This window comes from Cupriavidus sp. MPR-AND1C (assembly GCF_058809705.1).
The window spans coordinates 1-17534 of sequence record NZ_JBXASU010000009.1 but is presented as its reverse complement, the minus strand read 5'-3'; the positions used below and the strand labels follow the sequence as shown (position 1 = coordinate 17534).

Annotated in this window: 18 protein-coding genes; 2 read left to right on the top strand and 16 right to left on the bottom strand. The window is 62.6% G+C overall.

Annotated elements, in window-relative coordinates; all coding sequences use genetic code 11:
- Positions 1–2: 2 nt before the first annotated feature.
- The 9 genes from hisH to rfbB all read right to left on the bottom strand — a co-directional run bounded on the left by hisH (position 3) and on the right by rfbB (position 8718).
- Positions 3–620 (bottom strand): imidazole glycerol phosphate synthase subunit HisH, encoded by a 618-nt coding sequence (gene hisH / locus AC1RWI_RS07725; protein ID WP_492865504.1) that lies wholly within the window; start codon positions 618–620, stop codon positions 3–5.
- On the bottom strand, positions 617–1750 hold the full coding sequence (locus tag AC1RWI_RS07720) for an N-acetyl sugar amidotransferase (RefSeq protein WP_492865502.1): 1134 nt from the start codon (positions 1748–1750) through the stop codon (positions 617–619). Before AC1RWI_RS07720 ends, hisH begins: the two co-directional genes overlap by 4 nt.
- Positions 1751–1828: 78 nt before the next feature.
- The gene (locus tag AC1RWI_RS07715) at positions 1829–2653 is read right to left on the bottom strand and encodes a glycosyltransferase family 2 protein (RefSeq protein WP_492865500.1); all 825 of its coding nucleotides are present in this window, start codon (positions 2651–2653) and stop codon (positions 1829–1831) included.
- Positions 2654–2669: 16 nt separating this feature from the next.
- Positions 2670–4004, bottom strand: coding sequence for an O-antigen polymerase (locus AC1RWI_RS07710; protein ID WP_492865498.1), 1335 nt, complete (start codon positions 4002–4004; stop codon positions 2670–2672).
- Positions 4005–4006: 2 nt separating this feature from the next.
- Positions 4007–5275, bottom strand: a complete 1269-nt coding sequence (locus AC1RWI_RS07705; RefSeq protein WP_492865496.1) for an oligosaccharide flippase family protein — start codon at positions 5273–5275, stop codon at positions 4007–4009.
- A 39-nt stretch (positions 5276–5314) separates the two neighbouring features.
- Positions 5315–5857: a dTDP-4-dehydrorhamnose 3,5-epimerase gene (rfbC, locus tag AC1RWI_RS07700; RefSeq protein WP_492865494.1), complete on the bottom strand. Its 543-nt coding sequence runs from the start codon at positions 5855–5857 to the stop codon at positions 5315–5317.
- Positions 5854–6735 (bottom strand): glucose-1-phosphate thymidylyltransferase RfbA, encoded by an 882-nt coding sequence (rfbA, locus tag AC1RWI_RS07695; RefSeq protein WP_492865492.1) that lies wholly within the window; start codon positions 6733–6735, stop codon positions 5854–5856. The genes rfbC and rfbA overlap by 4 nt, the downstream gene beginning before the upstream one ends.
- Before the next feature lie 11 nt (positions 6736–6746).
- The gene (gene rfbD / locus AC1RWI_RS07690) at positions 6747–7664 is read right to left on the bottom strand and encodes a dTDP-4-dehydrorhamnose reductase (protein ID WP_492865490.1); all 918 of its coding nucleotides are present in this window, start codon (positions 7662–7664) and stop codon (positions 6747–6749) included.
- Positions 7654–8718 (bottom strand): dTDP-glucose 4,6-dehydratase, encoded by a 1065-nt coding sequence (gene rfbB, locus AC1RWI_RS07685; protein ID WP_492865488.1) that lies wholly within the window; start codon positions 8716–8718, stop codon positions 7654–7656. The genes rfbD and rfbB overlap by 11 nt, the downstream gene beginning before the upstream one ends.
- Positions 8719–8963: 245 nt before the next feature.
- Between rfbB and AC1RWI_RS07680 the strand changes: the two genes are divergently transcribed.
- Positions 8964–9806: a symmetrical bis(5'-nucleosyl)-tetraphosphatase gene (locus AC1RWI_RS07680; protein ID WP_492865694.1), complete on the top strand. Its 843-nt coding sequence runs from the start codon at positions 8964–8966 to the stop codon at positions 9804–9806.
- 5 nt (positions 9807–9811) lie between these two features.
- Here AC1RWI_RS07680 and AC1RWI_RS07675 read toward each other — a convergent pair whose 3' ends face one another.
- From AC1RWI_RS07675 to AC1RWI_RS07645, 7 genes are all read right to left on the bottom strand, one after another.
- The gene (locus AC1RWI_RS07675) at positions 9812–10654 is read right to left on the bottom strand and encodes a lysophospholipid acyltransferase family protein (RefSeq protein WP_043348707.1); all 843 of its coding nucleotides are present in this window, start codon (positions 10652–10654) and stop codon (positions 9812–9814) included.
- A 64-nt stretch (positions 10655–10718) separates the two neighbouring features.
- Complete coding sequence (locus AC1RWI_RS07670; protein WP_183036601.1) at positions 10719–11993, bottom strand: dihydroorotase; 1275 nt, start codon at positions 11991–11993, stop codon at positions 10719–10721.
- Between the two features lie 75 nt (positions 11994–12068).
- Positions 12069–13040: an aspartate carbamoyltransferase catalytic subunit gene (locus AC1RWI_RS07665; RefSeq protein ID WP_043348713.1), complete on the bottom strand. Its 972-nt coding sequence runs from the start codon at positions 13038–13040 to the stop codon at positions 12069–12071.
- A 115-nt stretch (positions 13041–13155) separates the two neighbouring features.
- The gene (gene pyrR, locus AC1RWI_RS07660) at positions 13156–13683 is read right to left on the bottom strand and encodes a bifunctional pyr operon transcriptional regulator/uracil phosphoribosyltransferase PyrR (protein WP_492865485.1); all 528 of its coding nucleotides are present in this window, start codon (positions 13681–13683) and stop codon (positions 13156–13158) included.
- On the bottom strand, positions 13680–14117 hold the full coding sequence (gene ruvX, locus AC1RWI_RS07655; protein WP_043348717.1) for a Holliday junction resolvase RuvX: 438 nt from the start codon (positions 14115–14117) through the stop codon (positions 13680–13682). Before ruvX ends, pyrR begins: the two co-directional genes overlap by 4 nt.
- A complete protein-coding gene (locus tag AC1RWI_RS07650; RefSeq protein ID WP_043348720.1) occupies positions 14110–14682 on the bottom strand; it encodes a YqgE/AlgH family protein in 573 nt (190 codons plus the stop codon). The genes ruvX and AC1RWI_RS07650 overlap by 8 nt, the downstream gene beginning before the upstream one ends.
- Positions 14683–14819: 137 nt before the next feature.
- Complete coding sequence (locus tag AC1RWI_RS07645) at positions 14820–15527, bottom strand: pseudouridine synthase (RefSeq protein WP_173430715.1); 708 nt, start codon at positions 15525–15527, stop codon at positions 14820–14822.
- A 190-nt stretch (positions 15528–15717) separates the two neighbouring features.
- Between AC1RWI_RS07645 and AC1RWI_RS07640 the strand changes: the two genes are divergently transcribed.
- A complete protein-coding gene (locus AC1RWI_RS07640; RefSeq protein ID WP_492865483.1) occupies positions 15718–17268 on the top strand; it encodes a cryptochrome/photolyase family protein in 1551 nt (516 codons plus the stop codon).
- The last annotated feature ends 266 nt before the right edge of the window (positions 17269–17534 follow it).

Below are 17534 nucleotides of genomic sequence, written 5' to 3'. Positions count from 1 at the left end.
GATCAAAGCTCGGCGAAATTGCGGAAGACAGCCACACCATTGGAATGGCTCTTCTCGGGGTGAAACTGCATGCCGTAGACGTTGTCTCGGAATACTGAGCACGGCAGGTCCGCTCCATAACGCACCGTGGCCGATACGTTGGCGGGGTACTGCGCATCGAAATAGAAGCTGTGCAGGAAATAGAAGCCCTGCTCGAGGTCCACGCCTTGCAACAGCGGCGCATCCGCCGACTTCGCGGTCACCGAATTCCAGCCCATGTGCGGCAGCTTCGGCGAACTTGCCAGCATGCTCGTGTCGATCTTGCGCACGCGCCCCGGAATCCAGCCCAGACCGGTCTTCACGCCTTCCTCGCTCGAATCGGCAAGAATCTGCATGCCGACGCAGATCCCCAGCACTTTCTTCTTCTTGACCAGTACCTGCTCGTTGAGCAGTTCCACCATACCCGAATTCCGCAGGTAGTCCATCGTCGTATCGAAGGCACCCACGCCGGGCAGGACGTAGCGCTCGGCGGCAGCAAGCTCAGCCGCATCGCTAGTAATAACGTGCGGAATCTTCAGCTTCTTATAGATATTCGCGATGGCACCGACGTTGCCGGAGCCGTAATCAATGATGGCAATCATCTCTTCACCGCCCGTTCGATGCCCAGCATCTTCAGCGTCTTCGCACCGAGGTCAAACAGCCATTCCTGGTTGTGATAATCCCGATACGTCTTCTTCGGCATCTCGTGGTAATGCCGCAGTTCTTCCACGCTGATGCCCAGCTTGGTTGCGATGTATTCAAAGTCCTCGTCGATCGTTGCCGGATCGTAGGCCGGCTTCTCGAGCTTTGCCAGCGCATCGGCACGCGTCATCTGGCCGGTAAGGATCAGACTCGAATACTGCACGCGGCGCGTATCGTAGCCAAAGCGCGTCGGCAGCCAATACCCTTCATAGAAGCGCGTGAAACGCGATTCGAAGTGCTTTTGCGGATATGGGCGCCATCCATAGACCTTGGCCAGCGTCTTCGATGCATGCTCCTTCGTGTAGGGCAGGTAGTTGAGTGGCTTCTCCACCCGCACGCCCTTCAGATAGCGCAAATACACCTTGTGGAACAGGATACTGCTGAACGGATAGGTCTTGAGCGGACGCGTGCCAAAGCGGCGATGAATATCCTTGAGCTGCGCCATGTCCGTGCCGTAGTACAGCCATTCCTTCGGATTGCGCACGCACTCGGTGGCAAAGTTGCCGCCGTTCAGGATGTACTTGATATTGTGCTTGTTCGCAAAGTGGTACAGCGTGGCAACAAACGCGTGATCCTGCGGAATATCCAGATGCGGCACACCCGACTTGAAGAAGGCCAGCTGGAAGTCCTTCATTTCCTGCCAGTTGATCACTTCCGTGTACAGGTCCAGGCCAAGCTTATCAATAATCACCTGGATATTGTTGACCGCAATATCGGTATTCCAGCCGCCGTCGACGTGAAACACCAGCGGGCGCAGGCCGAATTCGCTCACTGCCAGATGCAGCAGGTAAGAGCTGTCCAGACCGCCGCTCATACCCATGATACAGTCGAATTCCTTGCCCTTGCCCTCTTCCTTGATCTTTTCAACGACGTTGCGGAACATCGCCTTGCCGGCATCATTCGGATGCCAGTTCGGCAGGACGTCCGACTTGAATCCATTGCAGTGGTCGCACACGCCTTTTTCGTCGAAGACGATCTGCGAGTCGCTCGTGTCCATCACACAATTGCTGCAAACCTGATACTGCCGCATAAAAAATCCCGATCTAAATTTTTTCCCACGCCACCGGCGGCGTGGGCACTCGATTTTTTGACAAAAACAGGCGACGTTTCAGCCAAGGACCCGAACGTACTTGCGGTATTCTTGATGCGCGTCCCGCGCCATCTCCCAGCGACGTCGGCTCGGCAGTGTTGCAAGCGCCCCGTGATAGTGGTGAACGACCTGAAGACAAGGATCGTACCAAACCTGATACCCGGCGTCAGAAAGTTGCTTGCTCAGGAAATACTCCTCCGACATCATGAACGTGGGCGCCCACAGTTCGCCGAACTCACGGAAGAAGGCCGGCCCCATGACATAAACGGAACCGTGCCCCTGGTAAATCGGCTGGGCCGTCTCCCATTGCTGTTCATCTGTGCGATCGGACACCGACCGGAACATCATGGCCAGCTTCAGCATCGCCATGCCAACGTGATAGTTCGAGTAATACGCGTCATAAAACAGCTCGCGCGCCTTGCTGATACTCGCAATCACGTGCGGGTTCTGATGTTCGCCATCCAGTGTGATCACATCCGGCGACACCACCGGATATGCCTTGAGCCGCTCCGCGTTGGCCTCGAGCTTGTCGACAAAATCCGCCTGGAATTCCAGATCGTTATTGCCGATCACCATCCATTCGATATCCGGCCGACGTTGTCGCAGCGCGCGAATCCCCACGTTGAGCCCGGGAAAATAGCCCAGGTTTTCCTGGTTGAGCTGGAGCTCGACGTTTGGGAAATCCGCCCGGATTCCCTTCAGCAGTTCCACGTTAGTCGCGTCGGAATTATTGTCGACGACGACCACCTCGATCTCGTGCCCGATATTGCGCGACAGGGTCTCCACAGCCGCCCGCGTGAAGGCGCTGTTGTTATAATTGGTGCAAATGTAACCTAATTTCATGGCATCTCTCGGAAAATCAACTGCTCGCTGTCTCTTGGCCCACCTGGGTCGGTAATCTTCCGCTCCCACGATATCGGTTAAGAAAACACAACAGCGCCGTTATCAGAACACTCGCGTAGATGCTGTTCCAAATCAGGAGGCTAATGATGAATGAGGTATAAAAATATCCAATCGCGTGAATGAATATCGACGTCGAAAGCGATGGCGATTTCGACGTGAGGAAAATCCAGTAAGCAATGTGGATCATCAGGCCCGCGAGCAGCGTGACCAACAGAGAACCCGGCAGACCAAAATCGTTGATCAGACCCCGAAACATCGTATAGATATTGGTCTGGATAATGTCGCTGTAAATGAAATACTCTTCATACACACCCGCCGGTAGCGGTGTGTGGTTACCCAGCAATCTCGCGATCGGCGTGAAAGTATAGATGCCGTAGTCGCCGAGGTTATCCAGATACGGCATCGTGCCACCCTGGCCGATCAGGTGCGCGAACCAGTCCGAAAACGCATACATATGGGCGGTGGCATAGGAGGCGAACAGGCGCACCAGTGCTGCCTGCACGTCGACCGACGAATCGAGTACGCCACGCGAAAGCATTGCCATGAGCACCAGCCCGAATACCCCCGCGGCATATGGCGCCGCGCGGCGCAGGTCTCTGGCCGAGAACATTTGCAGCTCGCCACAATTGACTTTGCAGACGAGCGTGGCCGCCCAGAACAGCACGAGCACAAGGAACAGGTTGCCCTTTGCGCCCTGCAATGTCATCGCCAGCACCGACGGCAGGAACGTAAGCAGCAGGATTCCCCAGCGCCGCGTGCCTTCCGGGCGCGTGGAATAGATGAAGCCACCCAGGATCGCGCTCGGATACTGGAGCACGAAGCTGATTTGCGCAAACAGATTAGGCACCAGTTCCTCGCCGTAGCGCTTCGCGATCATTGCGCCGGCGATGGCAACCGGATTCGTCACGGCCTGCATTAGCGACACGCCCTGAATACCCAGGTCGATAATCAGGCTGAATGCCGTCACCATGCTGGTCAGATAAAACGCCCGCACCATGAACGGACTGCCGTATTCGAGGCTGCTCGCATTGGCGGCCCGCTGTTCGAAGCCCATACGCCAGCGGAACGGCAGCGCCCCGAGCGAGAACATCACGCTGGCGACAAATAGATACGCCACGGCATAGATGTTCACCGGAATATCCCAGAGGAACACCAGCGGGATGAAGGTGTACAGGAACCAAAATAGCCCGAAAATGCAGCCAGGCACGATCCAGGTGCCGACGTACACACGCAGTGCTGCCGCCTGGCCCAGGATCATTAGACTGAAGAATAGTGCAGTTAACTTTTCCATCGTCATAGCATGGCATTGACGAGCCGTTCGCCACGCGTGTACTTGCGGACGATCATTGCGAACAGTACGCCCTCGGACAGCGTGAAGCTAATGGCCGCCCCGATGGCGCCGTACATGCCACCCAGCGCCGCTGTCGCGGCGACGCTGACCACTGCCGCACGCAGGATCCCACCCAGCAAGGCCTTCTTGCGCCCGAGCATGTTCAGACCCGCGCTGCCAAACATGAAGTTGCACACGCCAAACAGCGTGCCCAGCGCCATGACGCCCATGAAGAACATCACTTGATCCAACTCGCGAATCTGCCGAATGGCGGACACATGTTCCCTGAACAGCGGCACGGCCACCATGATCGCAATCCAGATGACCACGAGCGCGCCAAGCTGCGGCCAGGTCAGCCTTAGCAGGCGTACGAAGACGTCGCGGTTGGGGCCAGTTGCCCCCTGCGTGACCAGCACCGCCTTCGGGAAAAAGAGCTGGTTCAGCGGCCGTATCACGGCCTGCACCGCCTTGGTAATCTTCTCCGCAAGCGAATATGCAGCAATCGGCGCCCCGTGCAGACCAAGAAAACCCAGCAGCAGCACGTTGGAGTCCCGGTACAGCGCCACGCCGACGTTGCCCAGGAAGATCTCTTTGCCGGCATGGATCATCTGCCCGAGTTCGGGCCAGCGGACCCGCACGGGCCGGACGCCCAGTCCCACCACGGCAAGCGCCAGCATGGCGACAGAGCCAAGCGCATACATGCTGCCCATGATGGCGGGCACCAGCAGGAAATCTCCAGGCTGCTTGACCAGCGCCAGAATTAGCACGACGGCCACCGCACGACTCACAAACGTGCAGACCGCGGGGCCGACATTGGCCTGCAGTCCTTGAAACAGCCAGGTGGGCTGCAGCGCATAGCTGAGCGGGATCAGCATCCACCATGCCGCGATGGCGGTAAGTTCGGGGCGATACAGCGACAAGCCAAAGACGAGCAGCGGCGCCGCCACCAGGAATAGCAGCACGCGCAGGAAGGTGATGCGCGAGAACACCGAGGAAATCTGGGCGTGGTCACGTTCGGGATGCAAGCCGCTAACTGCCGCCACGCCGTCGATCTCGAAGCTGTAGAGGATCACCGTGATCAACAGCACGGAGAAGGCCTCTGTCACGACAATATCGGCATAGTGCTGCGCACCGACCATGCCAAGCACGTACGGGAACACCAGCAGCGGCAAGGCTGCGTTTGACCCCTGGATCATGACTAGGGAGAAGAGGTTCCGTGTTTGCTTGATCATAGATAGCTGCAACAATAAAGCCATGCCCGGCCTTGCCGGTCAGCAGGTCTCCGCTTCGCTGAGGCGCTTGCCCAGCTTGTCCTTCGCCGAAAGGACGGGCGTCACGCCACCCGGCCAGGTGATAGCCAGGTCGGGATCATCCCATGCGATGCATCGCTCGAATTCCGGGGCATAGTAGTCCGTGGTCTTGTACAGGAAATCGGCACTGTCGCTGAATACCAGGAAGCCGTGGGCAAAGCCCGGGGGCACCCAGAACTGTCGCTGGTTCTCCTCGCTCAACTCCACGCCGACCCACTGCCCAAAATGGGGCGAGGCCGGGCGAATATCGACCGCCACATCGAACACGGCACCGCGTACCACGCGCACCAGCTTGCCTTGTGGCTGCGTGACTTGGTAGTGCAGGCCGCGAAGCACGCCCTTGGCACTGCGGCTGTGGTTGTCCTGCACGAAGCTGACATCGAGCCCCGTCGCCTCGGCGAAGATCTTCTGGTTAAAGCTCTCGAAGAAGAATCCACGCTCGTCGCCGAATACCTTTGGCTCGAGAATCAGGACGTCGGGGATGGCCGTTGCAATGACGTTCATGCGGATATCCCATCCTTCAGCAGACGCAGCATGTATTGCCCGTAGGTGCTCTTCGCTAGCGGTTGTGCCAGCTTTTCGAATGCAGCGGCATCGATGAAGCCCTGGCGCCAGGCGATTTCCTCGACGCACGCGATCTTCAGGCCCTGGCGGTGCTCCAGCGTGGCGATGAACTGCCCCGCATCGAGCAGGCTCTCATGCGTGCCGGTATCAAGCCAGGCGAATCCACGCTGCATGATCTGCACTTTGAGCTGGCCTCGCTCCAGATAGACTTGGTTGACCGCCGTGATCTCGAGCTCGCCGCGCGCGCTCGGCTTCACCGCCTTGGCGATGTCGACGACGTCGTTGTCGTAAAAATAGAGCCCCGTCACCGCGAAGTTGCTCTTCGGCACCTGCGGCTTCTCTTCGATGGAAAATGCCTTGCCGCCCTTGTCGAAAGCCACCACGCCGTAACGCTCCGGGTCCGTGACGTGATACGCGAACACGGTGGCCCCTTCATCGTTTCGGTCGGCCTCGTGGAGCAGGCCCTGAAGGTCGTGGCCATAGAAAATGTTGTCGCCCAGCACCAGCACGCTCGGGGAATTGCCCACGAATTGCTCGCCGATGATGAAGGCCTGCGCCAGCCCGTCGGGGCTGGGCTGCACCGCATACTGGAGATTGATACCCAGCGCGCTGCCGTCGCCGAGCAGGTCGGCGAAACGCGGCGTATCCTCGGGCGTCGAAATAATGAGGATGTCACGAATCCCTGCCAGCATCAGCGTGGACAGCGGATAGTAGATCATCGGCTTGTCGTAGACCGGCAGGAGCTGCTTCGACAAGGATTTGGTAATCGGATAGAGCCGTGTGCCGGAACCTCCGGCCAGGATGATGCCTTTGCGCATATTGATGTCCGTTACAGGAGGATCTGGTCGAGCAGGTGGTGAATACCCTGCTCCCAGGACGGCAAGTGAATGCCGAACGTTTCGCGCATGCGCGTCGTATCGAGCCGCGAATTCGCGGGGCGCGGCGCCGGCAACGGGTAAGCCGTCGCGGGAATGGCTTCGACGTTCTCCGGGCCGGCCTTCAGTGCGACACCCAGCGTCCGGGCATATCGCAGCACCTCCACCGCGTAGCCATGCCAGCTCGTTTCCCCGGCTGCCGCAAGGTGGTAGACGCCGGACGGGAAAGCCTCGCGCAACCCCGTCAGCCAGTGGCGGGCCACAATCTGCGCAGTGACATCGGCGATCAACGCCGCCGTGGTGGGCACACCGAACTGGTCGGCAATCACACGCAGGCTGTCTCGCTCGCCGGCAAGCCGAAGCATCGTCTTGGCGAAATTGCCGCCATGTGCACCGGCCACCCAACAAGTCCGCAGCACCAGCGCCTGCGCACCCGACTCCGCGACAGCCTGTTCGCCGGCAAGCTTGCTCTTGCCGTAGGCCGATTGCGGATTGACGGCATCCGTCTCGACGTAGGCGCCTTGGGCCGTGCCGTCGAACACGTAGTCCGTTGAATAGTGGACAAGCAGGCTGCCCAGGGCGAGCGCCTCCTCAGCGAGCACGCCCGCAGCCACGCCATTCACCGCGAAAGCCAGATCGTGCTCGGTCTCGGCCTTGTCTACCGCCGTATAGGCGCCGGCATTGACGATGACGGCCGGACGATGCTCACGCACCACGCGGCGCAGGTCGTCGGCCTGCGACAGATCGCAGCCAGCCCGGTCGAGCGCCACGACATTGCCCAGGGGTGCCAGACTCCGGCGCAGTTCGAATCCGACCTGACCGTTGCTTCCTGTTACAAGAATGGTGGGGGTGGGAAACGGCTTACGCTGCATATTGCTTCGCCACCCAGTTCCGATAATCCCCCGAAACCACGTCCTGCACCCACGCCTGATTGTCGAGGTACCACCGCACGGTCTTGCGCAGGCCAGTCTCGAACGTTTCCGCCGGCTTCCAGCCGAGTTCCCGCTCCAGCTTGCGTGCATCGATGGCGTACCGGCGATCATGGCCGGGCCTGTCCTTCACAAACGAAATCTGATCGCGGTACGAACCCGCCGCCTTGGGCTTCAGTTCGTCAAGCAGATCGCACAGCGTATGCACGACATCGAGGTTGGTCTTCTCGTTCCAGCCGCCGACGTTGTACGTTTCGCCCAGGCGGCCGCGCGCCAGAACTTCACGAATGGCGGCGCAATGGTCGCCTACATACAGCCAGTCGCGCACGTTCAGTCCGTCGCCATAGACCGGCAGGGGCTTGCCGCCCAGCGCGTTCGCGATGATCAAGGGTATCAGCTTCTCGGGGAAGTGATAGGGGCCGTAGTTGTTGGAGCAGTTGGTGGTAACAACCGGCAAGCCATAGGTGTGGTGATAGGCCCGCACCAAGTGGTCGGATGCCGCTTTCGAGGCCGAATAGGGGCTATTGGGCGCATAGGCCGTGGTCTCGGAGAACTGCGGATCGTCCGCTTCTAGCGAACCGAAGACCTCGTCGGTGGAGACGTGCAGGAAGCGAAAGGCTGCCTTGGCTTCGTCATCGAGCGCGCTCCAATAAGCGCGCACGGCTTCGAGCAGCGTGAAGGTGCCGACGATATTGGTCTGGATGAATTCGCCCGGGCCGTGAATGGAGCGGTCTACATGGCTCTCAGCAGCAAAGTGCACCACGGCGCGCGGCTTGTAGGTCGCTAGAAGTCGGTCCAGGGCCGCGCGGTCGCAGATATCCGTCTGCGAGAAGACATGGCGGGCGTTGCCATCCAACGAGGCAAGCGTCTTCCGGTTGCCCGCGTAGGTAAGCTTGTCGACGTTGACAACGCTGTCGGCAGCGTCGGTGCCAAACCAGCTCAAAACGAAGTTGGCACCGATGAACCCCGCACCGCCCGTAACGAGAATATGAGACAAAAGTTGTGCTCCCTGCCTATCGATATATTTCGAGGCCCCGACCAATGCCGAGCGCCCGCCTTGGTCCATCGTGGGGACGGCGGGATCTTAAGTACCTGCAGAAGTGGCGGTATTCTATCCGACCGGGGGCGGGGGCCCACCCGGAATAGACATATTTTTGTAGCTTGTTGTAACGTCCCATCGGAAATTTCAGCACAATATTGCCAATTCAAACCATTCTACGTGTGCGATCAATCAGGCAATTTATTTTTGTGACTACTACACATCATTACGCCATCGGCGACCTTCAGGGATGCGCAGGTTCCCTTGAAGAACTCGTCTTACAACACCTCCCCGCCGACAGCCAACTCCGCTTCGTAGGCGACCTGGTAAACCGCGGCCCTGCCTCCGCACGCACACTGCGAACCGTCCGCCAGCTTGGCAAGCGCGCCGAATCCGTACTCGGCAACCACGACATCCACCTGCTGGCTGTCGCCGCCGGCGTGCGCAAAAACGGCCGAAGCGACACTTTGACCGACATCCTCGAAGCGCCGGATTGCGATGAGTTGCTCACTTGGCTAAGGCATCGCCCCTTGGCCATCCACGAAGACGGCTTCCTGCTCGTGCACGCCGGCGTGCTTCCGCAGTGGACCGCAGAGCAGACCATGGCGCTGGCGGCGGAAGTCGAGCGTGAACTGCGCGGCCCGGGCTGGAAGGCGTTCCTGGCCGACATCTTCGGCAATGCGGCGGACCGGTGGGACCCGGCCTTGCGGGGCATCGAGCGTCACCGCGTCGTGATCAACGCCCTGACCCGCCTGCGCTTTTGCGACGCTGACGGCGTAATGGATCTCAAGACCAAGGAGGGCCCCGGCAGCACGCCGGCTGGCTTCATGCCCTGGTTCGATGTGCCCGGACGGCGCACCGAAGACACCACGGTGGTGTGTGGGCATTGGTCCACGCTCGGATTGGTGATGCGCCCCAACCTGATGGCGCTGGATACTGGGTGTGTCTGGGGTGGCAAGCTCACCGCCGCGCGCTTGGCGGCGGATCCGGCTGAACGCACGCTGATCCAGGTGGAATGCCCGCAGTATTGCGATCCGCTAGCCTGAGCCGGTCAGGCAGCCGGCGCGGGAGAATCCGCGCTCACGTCGCCTTCGCTAAAGGATCGCTCGCTTTCGCGCCCTTCGTTCACCCGCACCACGAGTTCCACTGCGTGCTGTTGCGCGCCCTGGCTCAGATGGTTCACTACCGCGCGAGCCGCCTCGGCCAGGTCGCGCCGGCTGGCGCTGGTGGCGGTGAGGGCTGGCGCAAAGCATAGCCGCGCCGTAATCGGCGGCGCCCGCAGCACCGCATCGAGCGTCTCCAGCAGGCTCAGCTCGCCAATATATGCCGGTGCCAGCGTCGGCTGGCCGGTCGCGGCATCCAGGTAAGCCAACCCCACCGGCTGCACCGGCAGCCCACCCGATATCGGCGCCTGCATCAGGTTGGCATGGAACGGCAGCACGCTACTGCCATCCGTGGTCGTGCCTTCCGGGAACACGCAGACCAGATCGCCTTGCAGCATCACGTCGGTAATGGCATGCAGCACGCGATGCGCGTCGCGCTTGCGTGCGCGTTCGATGAAGATGGTACCGGTCTGCGCGCACAGCCAGCCAATCAAGGGCCAGTCACGGATTTCCGATTTGGCCACGAATCGCACGGGGTGCCAGCAGTTGATGACGTAGATATCCAGCCAGGAAATGTGGTTGGACACCACCATGGCGCCATGCGGTGCCGCCTGTCCGGGCTGCAGGCCCTGCACGTCGACTGTGACCCCGCAGATCCGCAGCAGCCGGCGCGACCAGCGCCGGATATGCCATTGCCGCGACTCGACACCGAGCCAGGGGAACAGCACCGCGCAGGTCGCGAGGCCGCGCAGCAGGTGGAGGATCAGGGCGGTCTTGCGCAGCCAGATCATGCCTGCCTCGCTGGCGAACGTACCTGAACCAAGTTGTCCAACTTCCCTCGGCCGGGCATGGTGTTCAGTGCAGTTCGTAGACAACGTGGCCGCCGACCAGCGTGGTGCGCACGCGCCCGCGCATCTCGTAGCCGAGCCACGGCGAATTCTTGCCCTGGCTCTTGAGCGCGCGCCGCTCGACCTTCCATTCCTGCTCGGGATGGAAGATGCAGATATCGGCGGCGCTGCCTGTGGCCAGCGTGCCGGCAGCCAGGCCGAGCACGCGGGCCGGCTCGGCCGTGATGCGGGCTAGCGCCTTGCCAAGCGGCACCTTGTGCTCCTCGGCCCAGCGCAGCGTCAGCGGCAGCAGCAGTTCCAGCCCGGTGGCGCCTGGCGAGGCTTCGGCGAAGGGCAGCAGCTTTTCGTCGTCGTCCACGGGGGTGTGGTCCGAGCACAGTGCGTCGATGGTACCGTCGGCCAGCCCGGCCACGATGGCATCGCGGTCGCGTGCGCTGCGCAGCGGCGGCGAGAAGCGCATCTGCGAGTTGAAGTAGCCAATGTCCATGTCGGTCAGCGACACATGATGGATGTTGACGTCACAGGTCACCTTGAGCCCTTCGCGCTTGGCCTGGCGCACCAGCTCGATGCCGGCGGCCGACGACAGGCGGCACAGGTGCACGCGTGCGCCGCTGGCGCGCATCAGCTCGAAGATGGTGTGCAGGCGCACGGTCTCGGCAATCACCGACATACCGGACAGGCCCAGGCGCGACGCCACGGCGCCGCTGGCGGCCACGCCGCCACCGAGGTATGGGTCTTCCGGGCGCAGCCAGACGGTGAAGCCGAAGGTCTGCGCGTACTGCAGGGCGCGCAGCAGCACCTGGGTGTTGCGGATCGGTGCTTCGGCCTGCGAAAAGCCGATGCAGCCGGCCTCGGTCAACTGCGACATCTCGGTCAGCGTCTCGCCCTTGAGGCCCAGCGTGAGCGCGCCCAGCGGATACACGTGGGTCTGGTTGAGCGTGCGGGCGCGGTACTTGAGCATCTCGACCAGGCCGGGCTCGTCGAGCACGGGGTCGGTGTCGGGCGGGCAAACCAGGCTGGTCACGCCGCCGGCGGTGGCTGCCGCCACTTCGGATTCGAGCGTGGCCTTGTATTCATAGCCCGGCTCGCGCAGCCGCGCGGACAGGTCGACCAGGCCGGGGCAGACGATCAGCCCGCTGGCATCGATGGTCTTGTTGGCGTGGAAGTCCGCCGGCGCGCTGCCCACGCCGACGATCTTGCCGGCGGCAATGTAGAGGTCTTGCTGCGCATCGACGTTCGCGGCCGGGTCGATCAGGCGGCCGCCCTTGATGTGGATCTTCATATCGTGTCGCTTGGCTTGTATTCGGTTGTTCTGGCTTGCCTGGACCTTGTCGGTCGGGCGCTATCCATCATGAGATCAGTCGTGGTTTCCGGCCACGATGCCCATCACGGCCATGCGTACCGCAATGCCGAAAGTCACCTGGTTGAGGATCACGGACTGCGGCCCGTCAGCCACGGCGGAATCGATCTCCACGCCACGGTTCATGGGGCCCGGGTGCATCACGATGGCATCGGGCTTGGCCAGCGCCAGGCGCTCCGGAGTGAGCCCATAGGCCTTGAAGTACTCCTGCGCCGAGGGCAGCAGCGCGCCGCTCATGCGCTCGTTCTGCAGGCGCAGCATGATCACCACGTCCACACCCTTCATCCCCTCTTCCATATTGTGGAAGACACGCACGCCCATCTGCTCCAGCCCCGAGGGCAGCAGCGTGCGCGGGCCGATGGCGCGCACTTCGGGCACGCCCAGCGTGGTCAGCGCGTGGATGTCGGAGCGCGCCACGCGGGAGTGCAGGATGTCACCCACGATGGCGACCGTGAGATTGGTGAAATCCTTCTTGTAGTGGCGGATCGTGTACATGTCGAGCAGCCCCTGCGTGGGGTGCGCATGGCGGCCGTCACCGGCGTTGATGACATGCACATGGGGCGCGACGTGCTCGGCGATCAGGTAGGGCGCGCCGGAACTGGCGTGGCGCACCACGAACATGTCGGCCGACATCGCCGACAGGTTGTTGATGGTGTCTAGCAGCGACTCGCCCTTGCTGGTGGACGAGGCGTTGATGTTCAGGTTGAGCACGTCCGCGGAGAGCCGCTTGGCGGCAATCTCGAAGGTGGTGCGGGTACGCGTGGAGTTCTCGAAGAACAGGTTGAACACGCTTTTGCCGCGTAACAGCGGCACCTTCTTCACTTCGCGGTCCGAGTCGGACAGCGAGACGAACTGGCTGGCGGTGTCGAGGATGTGCGCGACCATCTCGCGCGAAAGGCCCTCGATCGAAAGCAGGTGCTTGAGCTCGCCGTTCTTGGTCAGTTGCGGGTTGCGGAACGTCTTGATCATGGCAGGTAGAAAGGGCCGGGCGGTGGCGTTGACTGGTCTGGGCAGGTCTGGGCAGGTCTGGGTCTGGCTTGCCGGCGTGCCGTTGCGGGCGCGCCGGCGGTTAAGCTGGGCAGGCTTAGTTGCCGGTGGCCTCGTTGGCGAAGGCAAAGCGCATGTCGGAGCCGGTGCCCTCATGCGACAGCACCAGCGTGGTCCCGGGCGGCAACGCGACGTGCGCGGCGGCAAAGTCCGCAGCCGCCGGCAGTTCGCGCCCACCGCGATCGACCAGCACGGCCAGCGCCACGCGGGCCGGGCGGCCGTAGTCGAACAGTTCGTTGACGGCGGCGCGGATGGTGCGCCCGGTGGCCAGCACGTCGTCGATCAGCAGGATCTTGCGGTCTTGCACGTCAAAGGGCAGCGTGGTCGGCTGGGCCTGGCTATGCAGGCCCTTCTTGGCATAGTCGTCGCGGTGGAAGGCAACGTTGATGACCCCGTGGGCCGCCAGTTGCAGGTCGGCGGCCAGCCGTTCGGCAATCCAGGCGCCGCCCGAATAGATGCCGGCGACCGACCATTGCGCCCGTTCAGCCTCAGGCAGCGCGGCCTGCAACTGGTCACGCAACGTACGGTAGAGCGCCTCGGCGTCGAGAGAGGAAGTCTGGGTCATAACGGATGCTGGTCGAAGTACTGTTGCAGGATGAGGCTGGCGGCCTCGGCGTCAAGCGCGCCCTTGCGGGCGCCGGCCATCTCCGCGGCGATCGATGTGTAGCTTTCGTCCACCCAGGCCACCGGCAAGCCGAAGCGGCCGTTCAACTGGTTGCCGAAGCGGCGTGCGAGCCGCATCGAAGGCTGCTGGCTGCCATCCGGATTGGTGGGCATGCCCACCACCAGTTGCACCGGCGCCCACTCGTCGATCAACGCGGTTACCGCCTCGAAGCGGCCTTCCACGGTGATATTGGGGATGATGACGAGTGCATGAGCCTCGCGCGTGACGAAGTTGCCAAGCGCAACGCCGATCTTCTTTTCGCCGTAGTCGAAGGCCAGGACGGTGCCGTCGGAGGGCAACTGGCGCGGCGCTGGCGTCGCTCCGTCCTCAGGCATGCCCAGCCTCGCCCGAGAGCATGGTGAAGTCGATGCCCAACAGGCGTATGGCGGCGGCGAAGCGTTCCTCGGGGGGCACGCTGAAGATGATTTCGGGATCGGCCTGGACGGTCAGCCAGCCATTGCGGCTGAGTTCTTCCTCCAGCTGCCCGGCGCCCCAGCCGGCATAGCCGAGCGTGAGCAGGAAGCGTTGCGGGCCGCTGCCGTTGGCCACGGCCTCCAGCACATCCTTGGAGGTGGTCATCTCGAGCCCGCCGGGCACGGCCAGCGACGAGACATAGATGCCAACCGGATCATGCAGCACGAAACCGCGCTCGGTCTGCACCGGCCCGCCGAAATAGACAGGCTGCTGCGCCACCGGCTGGATCTCCAGCTTGAGGTCGATCTTGTCGAACAGGGTGGCCATATCGATATCGATAGGCCGATTGATCACCAGGCCCAGCGCGCCGCGGTCGTTGTGCTCGCACAAGTAGACGACGGAACCCGAAAAAGTCGGGTCTGCCATGCCGGGCATGGCAATCAGGAACTGATTAGTGAGGTTGATTGGGGCTTCCAGCGTCGCCATTCCTGCATTTTATCAAATCGTTGCCATCCGTCCGGAAAAGATTCGCGGAATGCCGCAACGCAACATTCCGACGCCTGCCCGGTGCGCTTGCTTGCCGGCCTCTGTGCCAGCGTCATTGCTCGCTTGCTGCCGCCTGCCTATTCCTTGCGCGTCAGGGCGGCCAGGTCTTCCGGCGTCAGCCAGCGCCAGTCTCCCAACGCCAGAGTCGGCTCCAATACCAACCCGCCGATGGCGCTGCGATGCAAGGCTTCCACATGATTGCCAGCCGCGGCCACCATGCGCTTGACCTGGTGGTACTTGCCCTCGGTCAGGCTAAGGCGCAGGCTGCGCTCGCCGGTAGCTTCGCAGGCGGCCGCCGCGATCGGGGCCGGCTCGTCCTCCAGCTGCACGCCCGCCACCAGCGCATCGACCTGCTCTTGGGTGACCGGCTCGGCGGTCGTCACTTCATAGACCTTGGGCACCTTCTTCTTGGGCGAGGTCTGGGCGTGAATGAACTGGCCATCGTCCGAGAGCAGCAGCAGGCCGGTGGTGTCCTGATCCAGCCGCCCGACCGCCTGCACCTCGCGCTGGCGCAGCGGCACCGGCAGCAGGTTGTACACGCTGGGATGGTGGCGCGGGCGCTGCGAGCATTCGTAGCCCACCGGCTTGTTCAGCAGGATGTAGGCCTTGGTGTGGCCGATCCATTCCTCGCCGTCCACGGTCAGGCGCAGGCCATCGACCTCGAACCTGGCGCCCGGATCCTCGCACAGGGTGCCGTCGACCTCCACCAGGCCGGCCCCGATCAGGTCGCCGCAATAGCGGCGGGTGCCGAAGCCTTGGGATTGGAGGATGCGGTCGAGTGTCATGGCCATGGCTTGCTTCTTGATATCTGGATTACTGGATTGCTGGATTACGGGATTGCCGAAATACGGACCGCCTGTTCGGCGCTGCGGGCAACGCTGGCCGGCATGCCGGGCCAGCCCGAGCGCGCCGCGCATGCCTGACGCTATGGTAGGGTAACAGGCTTCGCCAGCCCAACTTCCGGAGCGCCCGATCTTGCCCCCATCCCCCGCCGACGCCCGCCAACCCTATCGGATCGACCGGCTGTTCGAGTGCGGCCTGGTCTGGTTCCGGCGCGACCTGCGCGCCGACGATCACGCGGCGCTGCATTATGCCCTCAAGCACTGCCGCCAGGTATGGTGCGTCTTCGTCTTCGACCGCGAGATCCTGGATCCGCTGCTGGCGCGCGGCTTGGCGGCCGACCGCCGGGTGGCGTTCATCCTGGCCTCGCTGGCCCCGCTGGACGAAGCGCTGCGCGCGGCCGGCGGCGGCCTGATCGTGCTGCACGGCCATGCGCGCGCAGCCATTCCCGAGCTGGCCGCCGAGCTCGGCGTCACCGCCGTGTTCGCCAACCACGACTACGAGCCCGCCTCGCTGGCCCGCGATACCGAGGTCAGGCAGGCACTGGCGGGCCAGCCCTGCGCATTCTTCAGCTTCAAGGACCAGGTGATCTTTGAGCGGGATGAGATCCTGACCGGCCAGGGCAAGCCTTTTTCGGTTTTCACGCCTTACAAGAACGCCTGGCTCAAGGCCTTGCTTCCGTTCGACCTCAAGCCCTACCCGGTCGAGCCTTATCTGAAGTCACTGGCCGCTCCGCCCAAGGCTTACCTGCGGCCGCTGCCCACGCTGGAGGCACTGGGCTTCGCCCCCTCCAACCTGGCCGAGATCGCCATGCCCACCGGCAGCGCCGGCGCCCACGCCCTGTTCGACGAGTTCTGCGAGCGCATGGGCGACTACGCGCGCCGGCGCGACTTCCCCGCCCTGCGCGGCCCGAGCTACCTGTCGGTGCACCTGCGCTTTGGCACCCTGTCGATCCGCACGCTCGCCCGCACCGCCCACGCCGCCACGCTGCGCGGCGGCGCCGAGAGCGCCGGCGCCGCCACCTGGCTGTCGGAGCTGATCTGGCGCGATTTCTACTTCATGATCCTGCACCACCACCCCCGGGTCGCCGCGGGGCATGCCTTCCACTCCGCCTACGATGCCATCCGCTGGATCAATGGCGACACCGGCGAGCGCTACTTCCAGGCCTGGTGCGACGCCAGGACCGGCTACCCGCTAGTGGACGCCGCCATGCTGCAGATCCGGCAAAGCGGCTACATGCATAACCGGCTGCGCATGGTGGTAGCGAGCTTCCTGGTGAAGGACCTCGGCGTGGACTGGCGGCGCGGCGAACAGTACTTCGCCGACCAGCTCAACGACTTCGACTTCTCCGCCAACAACGGCGGCTGGCAGTGGGCCGCCTCCACCGGCTGCGACGCCCAGCCCTACTTCCGCATCTTCAACCCGACCACGCAGTCTGAGAAATTCGACCCGCAGGGACGATTTATCAGGAAGTACCTGCCGCAACTGGCACGCCTGCCGGACAAGTACATACATGCCCCCTGGACAGCCTCAGAGGACGTGTTGCTAGCAGCCGGGGTCAAGCTAGGGGAAAACTACCCGCGGCCGATCGTGCAACACGACGTAGCCCGCAAGGAGACCCTGGCGCGGTATGCGGTAGTGAAGGAACAGCGAGGAACCGACGCTGCGCACTCCGAGGGCGACTGAGAACCGAGGAACAGCAAGCGACGATTCATTGCAGCCGTGATTCCCGCCTGGGGGCGGGAAATACCCATGCGCGATGCGAAGCGAGCCGTGTAGGTGTACCAGGCCGTATGGGGCGCCTCGTGATCCGGCGAAAAGAGCGGAAAAGAGGGACCCATGTCTGAGTATCGCCTTAAGGCGATGCGAGTTTGAGTCCCGGCCGCTCTTTTTGGCTGACGACGAGGGGGTGTCGCCCCATCCGGCGCGCCTTCTTTGCCTACTTTCTTGGC